Annotated in this window: 16 protein-coding genes; 4 read left to right on the top strand and 12 right to left on the bottom strand. The window is 51.5% G+C overall.

From position 1 onward, the window contains the following. Window positions 1-11 precede the first annotated feature (11 nt). From ACSAMM_RS00245 to ACSAMM_RS00205, 9 genes are read right to left on the bottom strand one after another with little or no spacing between them, the layout of a single operon-like run. Window positions 12-686 carry a hypothetical protein gene (locus ACSAMM_RS00245; protein ID WP_457788933.1) on the bottom strand — a complete coding sequence of 225 codons (675 nt, stop codon included), beginning with the start codon at window positions 684-686 and terminating at the stop codon, window positions 12-14. Beyond that, a complete protein-coding gene (locus ACSAMM_RS00240) occupies window positions 637-1,863 on the bottom strand; it encodes a hypothetical protein (protein ID WP_457788931.1) in 1,227 nt (408 codons plus the stop codon). The genes ACSAMM_RS00245 and ACSAMM_RS00240 overlap by 50 nt, the downstream gene beginning before the upstream one ends. A gap of 29 nt (window positions 1,864-1,892) precedes the next feature. Next, entirely contained in the window at window positions 1,893-2,654 is a 762-nt protein-coding gene (locus ACSAMM_RS00235) for a WecB/TagA/CpsF family glycosyltransferase (protein ID WP_457788929.1), read from the bottom strand. Then, the gene (locus ACSAMM_RS00230) at window positions 2,629-3,804 is read right to left on the bottom strand and encodes a glycosyltransferase family 4 protein (protein WP_457788927.1); all 1,176 of its coding nucleotides are present in this window, start codon (window positions 3,802-3,804) and stop codon (window positions 2,629-2,631) included. The genes ACSAMM_RS00235 and ACSAMM_RS00230 overlap by 26 nt, the downstream gene beginning before the upstream one ends. Before the next feature lie 17 nt (window positions 3,805-3,821). Beyond that, window positions 3,822-4,967, bottom strand: a complete 1,146-nt coding sequence (wecB, locus tag ACSAMM_RS00225) for a non-hydrolyzing UDP-N-acetylglucosamine 2-epimerase (RefSeq protein ID WP_457788925.1) — start codon at window positions 4,965-4,967, stop codon at window positions 3,822-3,824. 2 nt (window positions 4,968-4,969) lie between these two features. Continuing rightward, window positions 4,970-6,178 (bottom strand): polysaccharide biosynthesis C-terminal domain-containing protein, encoded by a 1,209-nt coding sequence (locus tag ACSAMM_RS00220; protein ID WP_457788923.1) that lies wholly within the window; start codon window positions 6,176-6,178, stop codon window positions 4,970-4,972. Then, window positions 6,178-7,203: a polysaccharide biosynthesis protein gene (locus ACSAMM_RS00215; RefSeq protein ID WP_457788921.1), complete on the bottom strand. Its 1,026-nt coding sequence runs from the start codon at window positions 7,201-7,203 to the stop codon at window positions 6,178-6,180. The genes ACSAMM_RS00220 and ACSAMM_RS00215 overlap by 1 nt, the downstream gene beginning before the upstream one ends. Then, window positions 7,173-7,382 (bottom strand): hypothetical protein, encoded by a 210-nt coding sequence (locus tag ACSAMM_RS00210; RefSeq protein ID WP_457788919.1) that lies wholly within the window; start codon window positions 7,380-7,382, stop codon window positions 7,173-7,175. The genes ACSAMM_RS00215 and ACSAMM_RS00210 overlap by 31 nt, the downstream gene beginning before the upstream one ends. Before the next feature lie 35 nt (window positions 7,383-7,417). Continuing rightward, the gene (locus tag ACSAMM_RS00205) at window positions 7,418-8,428 is read right to left on the bottom strand and encodes an aromatic acid exporter family protein (RefSeq protein ID WP_457788917.1); all 1,011 of its coding nucleotides are present in this window, start codon (window positions 8,426-8,428) and stop codon (window positions 7,418-7,420) included. A gap of 511 nt (window positions 8,429-8,939) precedes the next feature. Here ACSAMM_RS00205 and ACSAMM_RS00200 point away from each other — a divergent pair. Further along, window positions 8,940-9,164: a hypothetical protein gene (locus ACSAMM_RS00200; RefSeq protein WP_457788915.1), complete on the top strand. Its 225-nt coding sequence runs from the start codon at window positions 8,940-8,942 to the stop codon at window positions 9,162-9,164. A gap of 66 nt (window positions 9,165-9,230) precedes the next feature. On the opposite strand, the gene ACSAMM_RS00195 is transcribed toward ACSAMM_RS00200, so the two are convergent. Continuing rightward, complete coding sequence (locus ACSAMM_RS00195; protein ID WP_457788913.1) at window positions 9,231-9,758, bottom strand: ferritin-like domain-containing protein; 528 nt, start codon at window positions 9,756-9,758, stop codon at window positions 9,231-9,233. Window positions 9,759-9,940: 182 nt separating this feature from the next. Here ACSAMM_RS00195 and pdaA point away from each other — a divergent pair, with 182 nt between their 5' ends. Further along, window positions 9,941-10,744 (top strand): delta-lactam-biosynthetic de-N-acetylase, encoded by an 804-nt coding sequence (gene pdaA / locus ACSAMM_RS00190; protein WP_457788911.1) that lies wholly within the window; start codon window positions 9,941-9,943, stop codon window positions 10,742-10,744. A 327-nt stretch (window positions 10,745-11,071) separates the two neighbouring features. Here pdaA and ACSAMM_RS00185 read toward each other — a convergent pair whose 3' ends face one another. Then, complete coding sequence (locus ACSAMM_RS00185) at window positions 11,072-12,115, bottom strand: uroporphyrinogen decarboxylase family protein (RefSeq protein ID WP_457788909.1); 1,044 nt, start codon at window positions 12,113-12,115, stop codon at window positions 11,072-11,074. Between the two features lie 115 nt (window positions 12,116-12,230). Next, window positions 12,231-12,710, bottom strand: coding sequence for an acyl-CoA thioesterase (locus tag ACSAMM_RS00180; RefSeq protein ID WP_178725711.1), 480 nt, complete (start codon window positions 12,708-12,710; stop codon window positions 12,231-12,233). A 371-nt stretch (window positions 12,711-13,081) separates the two neighbouring features. Between ACSAMM_RS00180 and ACSAMM_RS00175 the strand changes: the two genes are divergently transcribed. Both ACSAMM_RS00175 and ACSAMM_RS00170 read left to right on the top strand, forming a co-directional pair. Further along, complete coding sequence (locus ACSAMM_RS00175) at window positions 13,082-14,047, top strand: ATP-binding cassette domain-containing protein (protein WP_178725713.1); 966 nt, start codon at window positions 13,082-13,084, stop codon at window positions 14,045-14,047. After that, a complete protein-coding gene (locus ACSAMM_RS00170) occupies window positions 14,044-14,754 on the top strand; it encodes an ABC transporter permease (protein WP_178725715.1) in 711 nt (236 codons plus the stop codon). The genes ACSAMM_RS00175 and ACSAMM_RS00170 overlap by 4 nt, the downstream gene beginning before the upstream one ends. The last annotated feature ends 15 nt before the right edge of the window (window positions 14,755-14,769 follow it).

The raw sequence follows: 14,769 nt of genomic DNA, 5'->3' as shown, positions 1-14,769 counted from the left end.
AGTGAGCACAATTACAGGTTCACATACCGTCCACGTTTATCTCCGCAATCAAAGCGATTCGGTGCTTCCGTGTTTTTCCAGTTCGTATTCGGCACTCTCCAATCAACGCCATATTGATCACACAGGATTTGTTCATAGTTTCGCGGGACACGAAGTGGCGTTCCATACAACGGCATGTCGATAAATCCTTCCGCACGACGGCATACCAGGCGTGCTATCGATGTCGTTTCGTCGTTCGGATAGGTCAGATCCTCTCTGCGATAATACTCATAAGAAATCATCATATCCCCTTCGGTTTGAAAGAGAAAAAAATCAATGGGAATGCCGCCGTACTGACAGGTAAACTCCGTAACGGTATTCTCTTGCTCACAATACCGAATCAGGCGAAAACCGGCGCTCTGAAGCTTATGTATCAGGTCTTTAACCTGTTGCTGGGATATGTCTAGGATCCCCAGGTCGATATCGATGTCATGAGATAAAAATTGTTTCTCCCGGATTATGCCGAGCAGGCTGCCATAAATATAAAAGTACGAAATTGGCTCGTCCTGGAGCACTTCATAAAGATGATTTGTTACTGCTCCGGCGTTTTTTTTGAGAAGTTTTTGCTGCCGCTTATGCTTTTGATGTCGAAGGAACTCATAGAGCTTTCCGAAAAGCGGGAGGACGCTTATTTTTCTTTTCAACATATATATTGGTATCATGTTCTACTCCTTGCTCGCTATTCATGCTTTTCTCAAAGATAACCAGATAGTATACTGTCAACACCGATATATATATAGAAATATTATCGGTGAAATATATAATTTGAAAGTATATAAGCAGGACAAATGGAAGCGCCGACTGAATTTTTTTCGACAATTTATAACTGCAGATACAAGTAACAACTGAGTAAACCGTATACCCGATAAATCCAGTTTCAATGTACATGCGCATAACGTCGGAATGAATATTCTGTGTCAATGCATATTGAAAGCTTAAAAACGCTTCACAAAATCCCAATCCTCTTCCCCAAAAGAATGGAGATAATTCCCATTCAAATTGAAATAACTGATAGAGCGAAAATCGGCCGCTATCCATAATGCCATATTTTAAAAAAATCGATTGAAGATGCATACTACTTACTAAATAAAGAAATATACCGGCACATAGCAAATAGCCAAATGTTATGAAACCGCATGGCAACGGCCGAATGAGTTTCATGTTTCTTCCAAACAAAAAGAACAAGAGAATTATCAGAATCAGCGCGAAATCAACGATTCTCTTTCCGTTAAGAATGACAATACCAGCCAGCACAAAATCGTGCGCTTTAAGTTTCTTTTCAGTTAATAAAAAATAAAGGAGAAGAATGCCAGCCGCAAAGGGAACGATGTTTGATTCCAGCTGATTTTGATATACGTCATATGAATTGAACAGCCCTTTAACATAAGCAAACAGACTGTTTGTAGCGGCAAAACGAATTACTTGAATGAGATAAGCGCACACCAAGCCATAATATACGCTTTTGACAACGGATGTCTTGTATAGCCTTCCAACCGACATAGAACACCATGCAATTACAATTGGAAAAATAATAAAAAATATATATTTTAGATTTTCAACCAGATATTCTCCTTCACTTGTGAATCCCAATAGTAACGAATAAAAAGCAATACATATCTGTGGAAGCAATAAGAGGCGGATGGTGTCTATATCCAATTTTACAAGCTTATACTTATTTTTCAGCAATAAAGTCATGTAAATAATTACGGCGGATAAAGCTATTATGTACTTGATATTATTTTCAATTTGTAAAAATAAAACAAATGATAACAAAAAATTACTGAACATGAGAAGCAACTTATTAATAGATATACGTGTATGCACAAACTTCCCTCCTTTACGGAAATAGTTGCTTATCTTTTAAACAACGAATACCATATAAACTTCGTATTCGTCACCACATACCGCTTGAACAACCGCTTTGGCTCCTTCAGCAGGCGATACAGCCATTCCAGTCCGGCGTTTTGCATCCATTGGGGGGCGTCGTTGACAATGCCCGCCAAAATATTAAAGGCGCCACCGACACCTGTCATCAGGCCGTTTACTTTTCCCTTTAAGCGATGCATCAAAAGTTCCTGTCGGGGAGCCCCTATTGCTACCCAAATAAAATCCGCTTCCGACGCATTGATTCTTTCGGCAAGCTCATCGACTTCTTCGTCCGAAAGCTCTCGAAAAATCGACGGTTCACAGCCGCATATTTCAAGAGCCGGATAATCCACACGTAACTGCTTTTCCATTGTTTTAAGCGTATCCGAAGTGGTGCCATAAAAGTAATGCTTTTTCCCCTGGAAACGACTGTCGGTAAATGTGTTCTGCATAAAATGCGTTCCCGTAACCTTTTCCATATGGTCAAAACCCTTTTTTCTACCCACCACCGATAACGGCTTTCCATCTGGAAGAGACAGGATAGATTCACTCTGCGCTTTCAGATATTCTGTATCCTCATGGGCCATAACCGTCGTGTGCACATTGGAAGCGCAGACATATTCTCCCTGGATTTGCGAGAAGTTGCTATTTATAAAATTTAAGCAGCTTTCCATATTCACCGCTGAAATGGGTACGCCGATTATTTCAACCCGCGGCGGCAATTCACTTAATATGTTTGGCTCTATCATATATATCTACCAACTCTTCATAATTTTTCTGCTTTGTCAAATAATCGGCGTAATAGCTCCTAGCATTTTGAGAATATAAAGAACGATTGGCGATTACGTCCTCCAACGCCTGTTGAAAGCCCTGTTTATCATTACAAGGAAATACCGCGCCGCCTTTTGCCTGATACACCATATCGTTTTGGTTTCCCATATTGGTGGAAACCACGGGACAGCCCATTGAAAAGCATTCCGACAGAATCATAGGAAATCCCTCATATAAATTGCTCGGAAACAGCAGCGCCTGTGCGCTGGACAAGTCTGAAAATATGTCTTTTTGTGGCTTAAAGCCATAATACTGAATATTATCGAACCTTTCGGACGCTTCTTTCACCTGCGCTTTATAAGTACCGTCGCCATAAATATGCAATTGATACTCCGCCGGCAGTTCCGGCCAAGCATCTAATAGAAATGGGATACCTTTGTTTTCTTCCAATCTGCCAGCGAACACAAACGTATTATAAATTTTTTTCGTTGAATTTGAACTCTCCGCTTCTTCGACAAAATTGGGCTTAATAAAAATATTCGACCCATTCACATCCATCAGCTGGTCAAACTTTGATTTATTAAACTCCGTCAAGAATATATAGGATATCTTTCTGTATGTGCCGATCCATCGGTGAAACTTGAGCATAGCAATGACCACTGCCGTTTGCAATCTTGAATTTCGGTAGCAGCCATGTTTCCATGCCGTTTTAAAGGATTGATGCTTTTTACAGTCCTCACAGATGTGGCCCTCTCGATAAAACATTCCATTTGGACACAAAAAACGAAAATTATGTATGGTTTGAATCACGGGTACTTTTAAGCTTCGTGCCGCATAATAGACTGACGGACTGATCAGGGGAAACGTATTGTGGCAATGCACCACATCGATTTGATTTTGCTTGATGAGTTTCTTTACCTCAACATACGATTTGAATGACCATATTGTGGAGAGAGGCGACAATAGAAGCTTTAATTTAGATGATTTCAGTTCATCATTACTTCTGGTGTATGTCAAGACTTCATGGCCGTTTTCCCTCAGCATTTTCACTTCATTCTCGAAAACGGTATGTTCCCCACCACCAATTTGATAGAAATTATGAATCATCAAAATCTTTTTCTTACTCATTGGCCGCCTCACAAATCCTAGTATTTCTTTCTCCACACCATCTTATTGACCACGCCGGTATAGCTTTGAATGAGCTTGACAACCTTGGTGGACACGTTTTCATCGGTATAATTGGGAACCGGGATGCCGACGTCGCCGTTGTTATTCATTTCTACAGCCGTGTCCACCGCCTGCAAGACCTGGTCGGTGGTAATGCCGGCGAGGATAAAGTTCCCCTTGTCGAGCGCTTCCGGGCGTTCGGTGGAGGTACGGATGCAGACAGCCGGGAAGGGGCTGCCCACCGATAGGAAAAAGCTGGACTCCTCCGGCAGGGTTCCGCTGTCGGAAACCACCGCATAGGCGTTCATCTGCAGGTGGTTATAATCGTGAAAGCCCAGGGGTTTATTCTGCAATACCCGTTTGTCAAACTGAAAATGTCTCTGCTGAATAAATTTCGCGCTGCGCGGATGGCAGGAATACAGGATCGGCATATCGTATTTTTCCGCCATGGCGTTGACGGCGTTCATCAGCTGAAAGAAATTTTCTTCCGTATCAATATTTTCTTCCCGATGGGCCGACAACAAAATATATTTGCCCTTTTCCAGACCGAGCCTGTCCAGGATATCCGACGCTTTGATGCTTTCCAAATTCTCATGAAGCACCTCGGCCATGGGAGAGCCGGTGACGTAAGTGCGTTCCTTGGCGGTTCCCTCGCTGTTCAGGTACCGTCTGGCATGTTCGGAATAGCAGAGATTCACATCGGCAATATGATCGACGATTCTCCGGTTCGTCTCTTCGGGCAGACATTCGTCGAAGCAGCGATTGCCCGCCTCCATATGGAAAATCGGGATATGCAGCCTTTTGGCGCTGATAGCGGAAAGGCAGGAGTTCGTATCGCCCAGAATCAGCAGGGCGTCCGGTTTTTGTTCCGTCATCAGCTTGTAGGATTTGGCGATGATATTCCCAATGGTTTCGCCGAGATCGGCGCCGACCGCGTCCAGATAAAAATCGGGGGCGCGCAGGGCCAGATCGTCAAAGAAGACCTGATTGAGCTCATAATCATAATTCTGGCCCGTATGAACCAGAATCTGATCAAAGTAGGTGTCGCATTTTTTTATAACGGCGGCAAGGCGGATAATTTCCGGCCGGGTGCCGACGATGGTCATCAGTTTCAAACGGGCCATTGTTACACTTCCTCAAAAAAGGTATCCGGTCTTTCGGGATCAAAGCATTCGTTGCACCACAGCAGCGTCACCAGATTCTCCGTTTCGCTGAGATTCACAATTCTATGCGTATATCCCGGTATCATATCCACCACCGTGATTTCATCGCCGCTGACATAATAATCCACCACCGGATAGGCGGAGCCGGTGGCGGGATCCGTACCGACTTTTCGAAGCTGAATCAGCCCTCGGCCCGATACGGCGACGAATTTCTCGGTTTTCGTATGATGCCAGTGCTGGCCTTTGGTAATCCCCGGTTTGCTGATGTTCACGCTGAACTGCCCTCTGTCGGCTGTGCGTATGATTTCCGTGAAGCTGCCTCGGTTATCCACATTCATTTTCAGCGGATAGCTGAAATTATCCGGGGCCAGATAAGACAGGTAGGTGGAATACAGCTTTTTGCTGAAGCTCCCTTCCGTCATATCCGGAACGCTCAAGGTTTTCCGGCTGTCTCTGAACTCGTATAACAAATCGACAATCTCCCCCAGCGCAGCCTGATGAACCTCGGGGACATAGCCATAGCCGTTTTCATCGCGGTGTTCTTTGCCGTCCAGGGCGCGGAACATTTCCTCCATCAGATCATCGATGTAGACCAAATCCAGCCGAACGTTTCGATCGTTCACCTGTATCGGCAAGCCGTTGGCAATGTTGTTGCAGAAGGTGGCCACGGCCGAATTGTAATTGGGCCTGCACCATTTCCCGAAAAGATTGGGGAAACGATAAATCAGCACCCTGGATCCGGTTTCTTCACCGTACGCCTTAAATAAATTCTCTCCGGCCAATTTGCTTTTACCATATTCGCTGCCGGCGTATCTTCCCTCCAGCGACGCCTGAATCGAGGAGGACAGCATGACCGGACACGTGTTATGATAATTCTTCAAAGTATCCAACAATTTAGAACCAAAGCCAAAATTCCCCTGCATAAACTCATCCGGGTTGTCGGGACGATTAACGCCGGCAAAATTAAATACAAAATCCGCTTTTTCGCAATACGTATGCAGCTGGTCTTCCGTGCCGTCCACATCATATTCAAAAATCTCCAGTTCGCTTGGGTCACCCATGCTGTCCCAAGTATGTCTGCTATCCCTGCCGTTTTTTATGGCTTTCAGGGCTTCCACAAAATTACGGCCGACAAACCCCTTGGAACCCGTCACCAAAATATGAAAACCCATTAGTCCTCAAACAATCCTTTCAAAGCGTTTTGGACATACTCCGTGGTCATAATTTTTTCTACCACCCCGTCCACATCCAGCCGTTTGGTATTGTGACTCGTATAGGCTTCTTCGCTTTGGGTCTTTACTTCGCCGTCCACGAAATATTTGTCGTAGTTCAAATCCCGTTCATCCGCCGAAATGCGGAAGTATTTCCCAAAGTCCTCGGAATTCAGCCGTTCCTCTCGGGTCATAAGGGTTTCATATAACTTCTCACCGTGGCGTGTGCCGATAATGTGGATCCCAGTGTCGCCGAATAATTTCTGTACGCCTTTTGCTAAATCTTCAATGGTGGACGCATCCGCCTTTTGGATAAACAAATCGCCGGGTTTTGCATGCTCAAACGCGAACAGCACCAGGTCGACCGCTTCATCCAGGTTCATCAAAAACCTTGTCATGCTGGGATCCGTTATCGTGATTGGTTTGCCGGCGCGGATTTGGTCAATAAATAAAGGAATCACGCTGCCGCGAGAACACATGACGTTACCATATCGTGTGCAGGAAATCACTGTGCCGGTACCTTTGACCTCCCTGGCCTTGGCACGAATCACTTTCTCCATCATCGCTTTGCTGATACCCATGGCATTAATGGGGTACGCAGCCTTGTCAGTGGACAAGCAAACGATTCTTTTCACGCCAAACTGCACGGCGGCGGTTAAGACGTTATTCGTACCCTCGACATTGGTACGCACAGCCTCCATGGGGAAAAACTCACAAGAAGGCACCTGCTTTAAGGCTGCCGCATGAAATATGTAATCCACCCCGTACATCACGCCAGCGACGCTTTCCTTATTGCGCACATCTCCGATATAAAACTTCAGCTTATCGTTGTTATATTTTTTCCGCATATCGTCCTGCTTCTTTTCATCGCGGGAGAAAATACGAATTTCACCGATGTCTGTATTTAAAAAGCGCTTTAACACGGCGTTGCCGAACGAACCAGTTCCCCCTGTAATCAAGAGCGTTTTCCCTGTAAAAATCGACATGAGTTTGTCCTCCATTCAGTACTTCCTAAAGTTTTAAAACATTTTTTAAGCCTTGCAGGAAGACTTGGCAGCATGACTGCCACAATATTTCCTGTCTTTTTCTCGCGCAAAGCCCTCTTTTGCTTTCCTAATTTAATAGGAATACTTTTATCAGAAACATAACAATCAAATTTGAGCATACACGGATATCGACATTTTGTCAATAGTTCGGGGGTTAAGTCGATAATAATTCTACCCAAAACCGGCGAATTTGAGAAGGAGTCAAGCTTTCGGCGAAAAATTTCTTTTCCTCTAACAAATGCTGGATCTGGTGGACGATTTCCACGAGGACGGCGCGGGTTTCGAATTCCTCCCGGGTGGCGGGCAGGCGGCTATGCTGAAAGTGGGTACGCACCTCCTTTAGCTCCTCCAGCAGGACGGTGGCGTTGTTGCATTCATGCAGGGAGTAGGCCGTCAGCTTCATGAAGTTGGCCACCACGTTGGCTTGATAGGGTACACAGGACAGGCGGGGTAAATCCCGGTAAATGGCCGAGAGGATCCGCCACTGGCGGCGGCGCAGCTCGACGTACTGCACGAAATAGCGGGTGTCGGAGGAGAAGCTGTTGTTCTGGTAGGCGCTGGCCCGGCGGTGAGCGGTTTCGAGCTGCTTGTCCAGTTCCTCCAGGCGCCGGCCCGCGTCGATGCCCGCAGAGCTGGCCACCACCCGCTCGGACAGCTCGATCAGGATTTCCCGGACAGTCTCGTCGATGCGCCGCTGATCCGCCCGGATGGCGTCCAGCTCCCGCGGCATATACAGATTCATGACAATACCCATGACGATACCGATAGCCATCAGGATCAACTCGTTAAGGACGGCGGACAGGGTCATGGCGCCGGCGCTCCAGAAATGCAGCACCAGGACGGTGCTCATGGACAAGCCGTCCATCAGGCCGAAAAGGTGGCACAGCAGCGCGAACACCAACAGGAACAGCCCTAGGGAGAGGACGGTATAGCCGGCTGTTGAAAATACTGCGAAGGATACGGCCAGGGCGGTGAGGAAGGCGCAGCTGCGCCTTCCCGCCAGGCGGAAGGTGTCCCGCCGGGTGTTCTGAATGCTCAGCAGGGTAATGGTCACGGCCGACGTGGCGTACCGCAGCCCCAGCAGAGAGGCCGCCGTATAGGCCAGACAGCAGCCCACCGCGATTTTTCCCGTTTTTATAAGTTCCGCCCGTCCCAGCCGCCGCACCGGCACGCCTCCCCGCCGTCTGATTCTTTGCTGTTAGCGTGCGCCTTTTGGCGGCGTTTAGTCATGGGCGTCCTCTTTTTATAAGGATCTGCTGCACACGGCATTCCTATAGGAAAGGGAGGAGAAAAAGCGCGGTTTTGCGTCTGTACAGACGCAAAATGCGGGCCACGCTTCATGTACCCACCGGCATAACGTGAACGCTATGATCGTGGTTTTTCAAGGGTGTTGCTAAATTATTCATTTTGGAGCACCTTCTTGTCGCATTTCGTCGAAGGGCTCGGGTTTGGCGGGATATCCAAAGAAAAAGGGCGGCCGTGGGGATCGACTGGATATTCTGCAATTTTGGCTTTTGTCCGGAAAAACGCCTGCACCAGATTTTTTTCGCTAAAGTCCTCCGTCTTGGGGGAAATGGATAAAGTTCGGCGGATCGACAAAATCTCCTATATTGGATCCGTTTTTTTGATTCGCAGGGTGTATACTACAGACATACCAACAAAAGGAGGATGTCAAAATGAAAAAGATCACTGTCCGCTTATCCACGCTTATGGAGATTCTCACACAGATGAAACACGACAATGTGGACTTCGTCGAAATGGATCTCGTGGGGGATGCCGTGGATTGCGGCCAGATCTGTCCGGCGTTTGTCGAACTACTGGGCGTCCGGAAAACCTCCGACGCGTACATTGTCGATTACGGCTGCGTGGATGAAATCTCGCGGGAAGATTTAGCGAGCTGATCGCACGCGCTTCCGAACATATAAAGCAAGGCCCAGGCTGCACCCCCCATGCAGTCTGGGCCTTTTTTATTGGCAGTCCTTGAGGAACCGGGTAAAAATTTCGGCGTGGAGAACCTCATCCCGGGCGATCCGGTTGAGCACGGCGGCGACGCAGGGATCCGGAATGTCACAGGCCGCCGTCCGGTAGAACTCGGCCGCTTTTTTCTCGTCGGTAATATTATTCAACAGGATCTGACGCACGTCGTGGGAGTAACAGACCATACTGCCGCTCCACCAGGCGCAGGATCCCCGCTGATCGCAGCCAAAGCGGGGATCAGCGCCGAGCAGCACGATGAGCTGTCCCAGCATATCCAGATGGTGCATTTCTACCTTGGCGATGCGGAAGACGGTTACAGCCAATTCCGGGCGGCAGGAGGTCAGGATCCAATGCTGGTATTCATAGCTCATGATAGCGGTCATCTCGCTTTTGGCGCCGGCCAACGCCTGGGAGAGGCGGCACGCCGCCTGGATATTGGGCCCCGTGACTTTCAGCGGCGGATAGGGCGCGGAATCAGCGACAGGAAAAGCCTCGGACGAGGGCTGCTTGTTCTGCATGGACGGTTTCCCCCTTAATCATTTGGGACATATATATGCCAACGCGATAAGGCCTAGACCCATGCAAAAAAGGACGAGTTTTGGCGGGGGCGGCGCGCATATCCGGGAAAAAGCGCCAATATAGTAGTAGCAGAGCGACAACCGGGCGCAGGCCGTCCGGCATGGAAAGGCAGGTAAGGCGTATGTATGTCATCCTTCGCCGTAAGCACATCGCGGCGGCGCTTTGCAGCGCCCTGGCACTGGTGCTGGTACCGCTGGGGCTGGCCCAGCTGCCCGGCGAGCACGTGTCCGCGTCCAAGGCGGCGAACACCAACTGGGGGCTGAGCTTCCAGAAGGAGGGAGAGCCGCCGGTGGGCAACGCCTCCGCCGACTATCTCAAGCAATACGGGGCGTATTACCTGGGGGACACCTCCAAAAAGACCATCTATCTAACCTTCGACGCTGGGTATGAGAATGGTTACACCCCGGCCATCCTGGACGCGCTGAAAAAGCACAACGTCAAGGCCACCTTCTTCGTGGTGGGCAATTACATCCAGACCAGCCCCGATTTGGTCAAGCGGATGGCGGCCGAGGGGCACACGGTGGGCAACCACACCTTCCATCACCCGGACATGTCCAAGATATCCGACGCCGCCTCCTTCGGGCAGGAGATGCGGTCGCTGGAAAACCTGTATAAGGAGACCACGGGCCAGGACATGACCAAATTCTACCGGCCGCCCCAGGGCAAATACAGCGAGAGCAACCTGAAAATGGCGCAGGAGCTGGGCTATAAGACCTTTTTCTGGAGCCTGGCTTACGTGGACTGGTATGTGGATAAGCAGCCGACGGCCACCGAAGCCTTCAACAAGCTGCTGACCCGGATTCATCCGGGCGCCATTGTGCTGCTGCACAGCACGTCCAAAACCAACTCGGAAATTCTCGACGAGCTGCTGGGAAAATGGGAGGCCATGGGATATACCTTCGGCACCCTGGCGGATTTGTCATAGGGAACAGAAAGGCGCTGCGGACGTATCCGCGGCGCCTCAGCGTGTCGACAAAGTCGACACGCTGCTGGACGGGGATGCCGGATCGCGGCGGCTCGTTATACTCGCCTTGCTCCCTCTATCCCCGCCAGTACCACCCCTGCTCTTGAAAAATAGCGGAAACACATGTGTTTCCGCTATTTTTCGCCTATAAGGTGTGTTTGCGAGTCACATGTCCTCGCAAACACCGATCGGTAACCCGCCTCCGCTTTTTTCGTCTTCCGAATGGCGGATTCCCCTTCTTTGACAGACTGAGGCGCCGCGGACGTATCCGCGGCGCCTTTCTGGCCTTCAGCTGTAAAACAGGGCGTAGGTTTCCATCGCGTCCATCACGGCGCGGGCGTTCTCCAGCGGCACGCCGGGATACCAGCCGTAGGTCATCATCAGGCCCCCGCGTTTGCCGCCGATTTTGGAAACCTCTTCCCGGATAAGTGCATCGATCTGCTCAGGCGTGCCCTTGGCGGTCACCAGCTGCCGATCGATGTCCAAATCCACGCAAATCCGGCCGGCGAAGCGGGCAGCGATCCAGTCGATCCCGTTGACCAGATCCTGCAGGTTAATCACCTGGACGCCGCCCTCGATCAGGTCGTCCGCCAGCAAGCGGATATCCCCGTCGGAATGCATATGGACAATGACGCCGCGTTCCTTCGCGGGGCGCATCAGCCGCTGGTAAACCGGCTTGATGTACGTGCGGAAATGGGCGGGCGAGAGCATGGGGCCGACCTGCATGCCCAAATCCTCGGCATAGCCCATCCTATCCACGCCCATGTCCAGGTACCGCCGGACAATTTCCATATTAAAGGCTTCCACCAGCTCAATCAGCTGAAAAATACGGGGATCCTCGTCCTGAAAATCGTACATCAGGTTTTCATAGCCCCGCAGATCGCACAGCTGCAGGAACGTGTGGCCGTGACGCAGGGCGCCGGCGGACAAGCCCCCGGCAGCCTTTTCGGCCTCCACCCGCGCCCTCTCGACCTCCCAATCCACCGGGCCGATGCCCATGCAGACCGCCGGATCCGGCCCCCGGTAAGAGGCAAACGCCTCCCAATCCTCCAGCGGGTGCCGCACCACCGTGCCGGTGATGCCGTCGACGGTGGTTCGCCAGACGCAGCCGAAGTCGTCGGTAAAATCCGCACCCTTGCGGGCCACCAGCGGGTATTCCGGCACGTAACGGCCCGCCGGCCGCCGGAAGCCCGGAAACAGCAGCGGATGGGATTCCATCAGCTCGAAAATCGCATCCTGCGGATAGGCCTCCCAGCAGGAGGGGTTGATCACAAAATTCATGGGGATATAGTCGGGGGTTTCGAAACAGATGGCTCTGCGCATGTTGTCCATGACCGGCATCTCCTCTTCCCATAGGATTTCGGGCTGCGGCCCTTTTTATCATAACGCGGGAGGCTGGGAAGAGATAGCCGTTTTTTTGCGGATTGGTACGGAAAATTTGCGATGTTCAGTATTGCTCATCCCGGCGCTGGCGGCGCAGGGCGCGGCGGCGCTGGCCGCCCTCCCATTCCGCCTTTTCCTCAGGTACAATGGTAAACAGGCCGGGGACGGGAACCGGGTTTTCCTCCTGATCGATGGCCACCAGCACCAGATAGGCCTGATTGATCAACGCTTTATCCCCGCCCAGATTTTCCACATACACATCCACTCGCACCTCCATGGAGGTGTTGCCCGTCCAGGTCATCTGCCCCACGAGCAGAACGGTGTCCCCGATATGAGCGGCGGCTTTAAACTGCAAGTTGTCCACGGCGGCGGTGGTGACGTTCACGCCGCTGTGCCGGCGGGCGACCACGGCGGCCACCACGTCGATCCATTCCATCAAACGGCCGCCGAACAGACGACCGTCGCCGTTGCTGTGCCCGGGCAGCACGATCTGCACCTGCTCGGTGCGGGATTCCCCCACGGTTTTCATCGGACGCTTATCCATCGGCAGCCGCCTTCTTCCCTTTCATTTCCATTAGTATAGCACATTTTCCGGGCGCCAGTCACTCCGCGTGGTTTCCATTCCCGGTATTTTCGGCTCCTCCGCCATTTTCGGACCGTTCTGACTTGAAATTTTCATTGAAAAGACGGAAGAAACATGCTATACTGGTGCAGTTAATGCTTCCCGCGCGCGCCGACGGAAAAATCACACGATAAACACACAACTTTTATAGACTGTTTACAACTGCCGCCGCCGGTTCCGATACAATAAAAACAGCGTGCGGACATGGGTAAACAGCCGCAAAACAGCGCGTTGGACAGGAGAGCTCCGCGGGGCTTGCCTGCGCGGATACTAACAGGAGGGATGGCAAAACCATGATCGAGGTACAAAACCTGACGAAGCGATATGGCGGGCACTGCGCCGTGAACCATATCAGCTTCACAGTGGAAGAGGGCGAAATCCTCGGGTTCCTGGGGCCGAACGGCGCGGGAAAATCCACTACCATGAACATTCTCACCGGCTATCTGTCGGCGTCGGAGGGCGTTGTAAAAATCAACGGCCACGACGTGCTGGAGGAGCCTAATGAGGCCAAGGCCAACATCGGCTACCTGCCGGAGCAGCCGCCGCTGTATCTGGACATGACGGTGCGCGAATATCTGGACTTCATGTACGATCTTAAGAAATGCGCCCTGCCCCGCGCCCAACATATCGCGGAGATCTGCCGGCTGATGAAAATCACCGACGTGTACGGACGGCTTATCAAGAACCTGTCCAAGGGCTATCGGCAGCGGGTCGGCTTCGCACAGGCCCTCATCGGCAATCCGCCGGTGCTGATTCTGGACGAGCCGACGGTGGGGCTCGACCCCAACCAGATCATCGAAATCCGCTCGCTCATTAAGAGCCTGGGCAAGCACCACACGGTGATCCTGTCCTCCCATATCCTGCCCGAAATCGAGGCGGTATGCGATCGGATCGTGGTCATCAACAAAGGCACCATCGTCGCCAACGACACGGCGGAAAACCTGTCCAAGCAGTATTCCAGCGATCGGCGTCTCCTGATGCGGGTGGCTGGGCCGGAAGCGGACGTTTCCGCGCTGATATCCCGCATCGACGGGGTGGACAATGTCGCCTCCATGGGCGAGCGGGAGCCGGGCGTCTGCGAATTCGCCGTCGAGGTGCGCGAGGGCGCGGACATCCGCCGCGACCTGTTCGACCGGCTGGCGAGCCGCAAATGGCCGCTCATGGGCCTGAAGAGCATGGAAATGACGCTGGAGGATATCTTTATCGCCCTGACCCGGGAGCGGGTGCCTCAGGGCATTCGAGGAGGGAAAAAGAAATGAGTGCCATCTTCAAGCGGGAGTTCAAAACCTTCTTCACCTCCCCCATCGGCTACTTTGTGCTGGCGGTGCTGTTCGGGTTTTCGGGCTTCTATTTCTTCGCAACCAACATGTACGCGGGCAGCGCGGATTTAAGCGGTGTGTTCGGCGGCCTGTTCACCATCGTGCTGCTGTTGGTGCTGCCGGTGCTGACCATGCGCCTGCTCAGCGACGACAAGCGGCAGCGCACCGACCAAGCCCTGCTCACCGCGCCGGTGAGCCTGACGGGCATCGCGCTGGGCAAATTTCTGGCGGCGCTGCTGCTGTTCGCCATCGGCATTTCCATCACCCTGGTGTTCGCCGTCATCATCGCCTTTCAGGTGACCCCCGACTGGCTGGTGATCGTGGGCAACTACGTGGGGCTGCTGCTGCTGGGCGGCATGGTCATCGCCATCGGCCTGTTCATCTCCAGCCTGACGGAAAGCCAGTTCATCGCGGCGCTGGGCACCTTTGTGGTCTCCTTCGCCATGATCATGGTGGACAGCCTGGGGTCGGTGTTCTCCTCCGTCAAATGGATTACCTCGGTGGTGAATTTCATCTCGGTGTCCAGCCGGTACAGCGATTTCACCTCGGGGGTCATCAACTACGACAATGTGGTCTTTTTCTTGAGTTTACAAGCGCTGTTTGTGTTCCTGACCGTTCGGGTTCTGGATCGCAAGAGATGGAGCTGAGGGGAGGAATACCGA

The organism is Anaeromassilibacillus sp. SJQ-5, from assembly GCF_054108045.1.
The sequence above is the reverse complement of the archived record's forward strand: the minus strand, read 5'-3'. Positions and strand labels throughout refer to the sequence as shown.

Bases quoted from the DNA above. Each gene is read 5' to 3' on its own strand.
- ACSAMM_RS00215 (WP_457788921.1), bottom strand. From the start codon at position 7,203: ATGTCGATTTTTACAGGGAAAACGCTCTTGATTACAGGGGGAACTGGT.
- pdaA (WP_457788911.1), top strand. From the start codon at position 9,941: ATGTATGTCATCCTTCGCCGTAAGCACATCGCGGCGGCGCTTTGCAGC.
- ACSAMM_RS00230 (WP_457788927.1), bottom strand. From the start codon at position 3,804: ATGAGTAAGAAAAAGATTTTGATGATTCATAATTTCTATCAAATTGGT.
- ACSAMM_RS00245 (WP_457788933.1), bottom strand. From the start codon at position 686: ATGTTGAAAAGAAAAATAAGCGTCCTCCCGCTTTTCGGAAAGCTCTAT.
- wecB (WP_457788925.1), bottom strand. From the start codon at position 4,967: ATGGCCCGTTTGAAACTGATGACCATCGTCGGCACCCGGCCGGAAATT.
- ACSAMM_RS00235 (WP_457788929.1), bottom strand. From the start codon at position 2,654: ATGATAGAGCCAAACATATTAAGTGAATTGCCGCCGCGGGTTGAAATA.
- ACSAMM_RS00175 (WP_178725713.1), top strand. From the start codon at position 13,082: ATGATCGAGGTACAAAACCTGACGAAGCGATATGGCGGGCACTGCGCC.
- ACSAMM_RS00210 (WP_457788919.1), bottom strand. From the start codon at position 7,382: ATGCTCAAATTTGATTGTTATGTTTCTGATAAAAGTATTCCTATTAAA.
- ACSAMM_RS00185 (WP_457788909.1), bottom strand. From the start codon at position 12,115: ATGGACAACATGCGCAGAGCCATCTGTTTCGAAACCCCCGACTATATC.
- ACSAMM_RS00180 (WP_178725711.1), bottom strand. From the start codon at position 12,710: ATGGATAAGCGTCCGATGAAAACCGTGGGGGAATCCCGCACCGAGCAG.
- ACSAMM_RS00220 (WP_457788923.1), bottom strand. From the start codon at position 6,178: ATGGGTTTTCATATTTTGGTGACGGGTTCCAAGGGGTTTGTCGGCCGT.
- ACSAMM_RS00195 (WP_457788913.1), bottom strand. From the start codon at position 9,758: ATGCAGAACAAGCAGCCCTCGTCCGAGGCTTTTCCTGTCGCTGATTCC.
- ACSAMM_RS00170 (WP_178725715.1), top strand. From the start codon at position 14,044: ATGAGTGCCATCTTCAAGCGGGAGTTCAAAACCTTCTTCACCTCCCCC.
- ACSAMM_RS00200 (WP_457788915.1), top strand. From the start codon at position 8,940: ATGAAAAAGATCACTGTCCGCTTATCCACGCTTATGGAGATTCTCACA.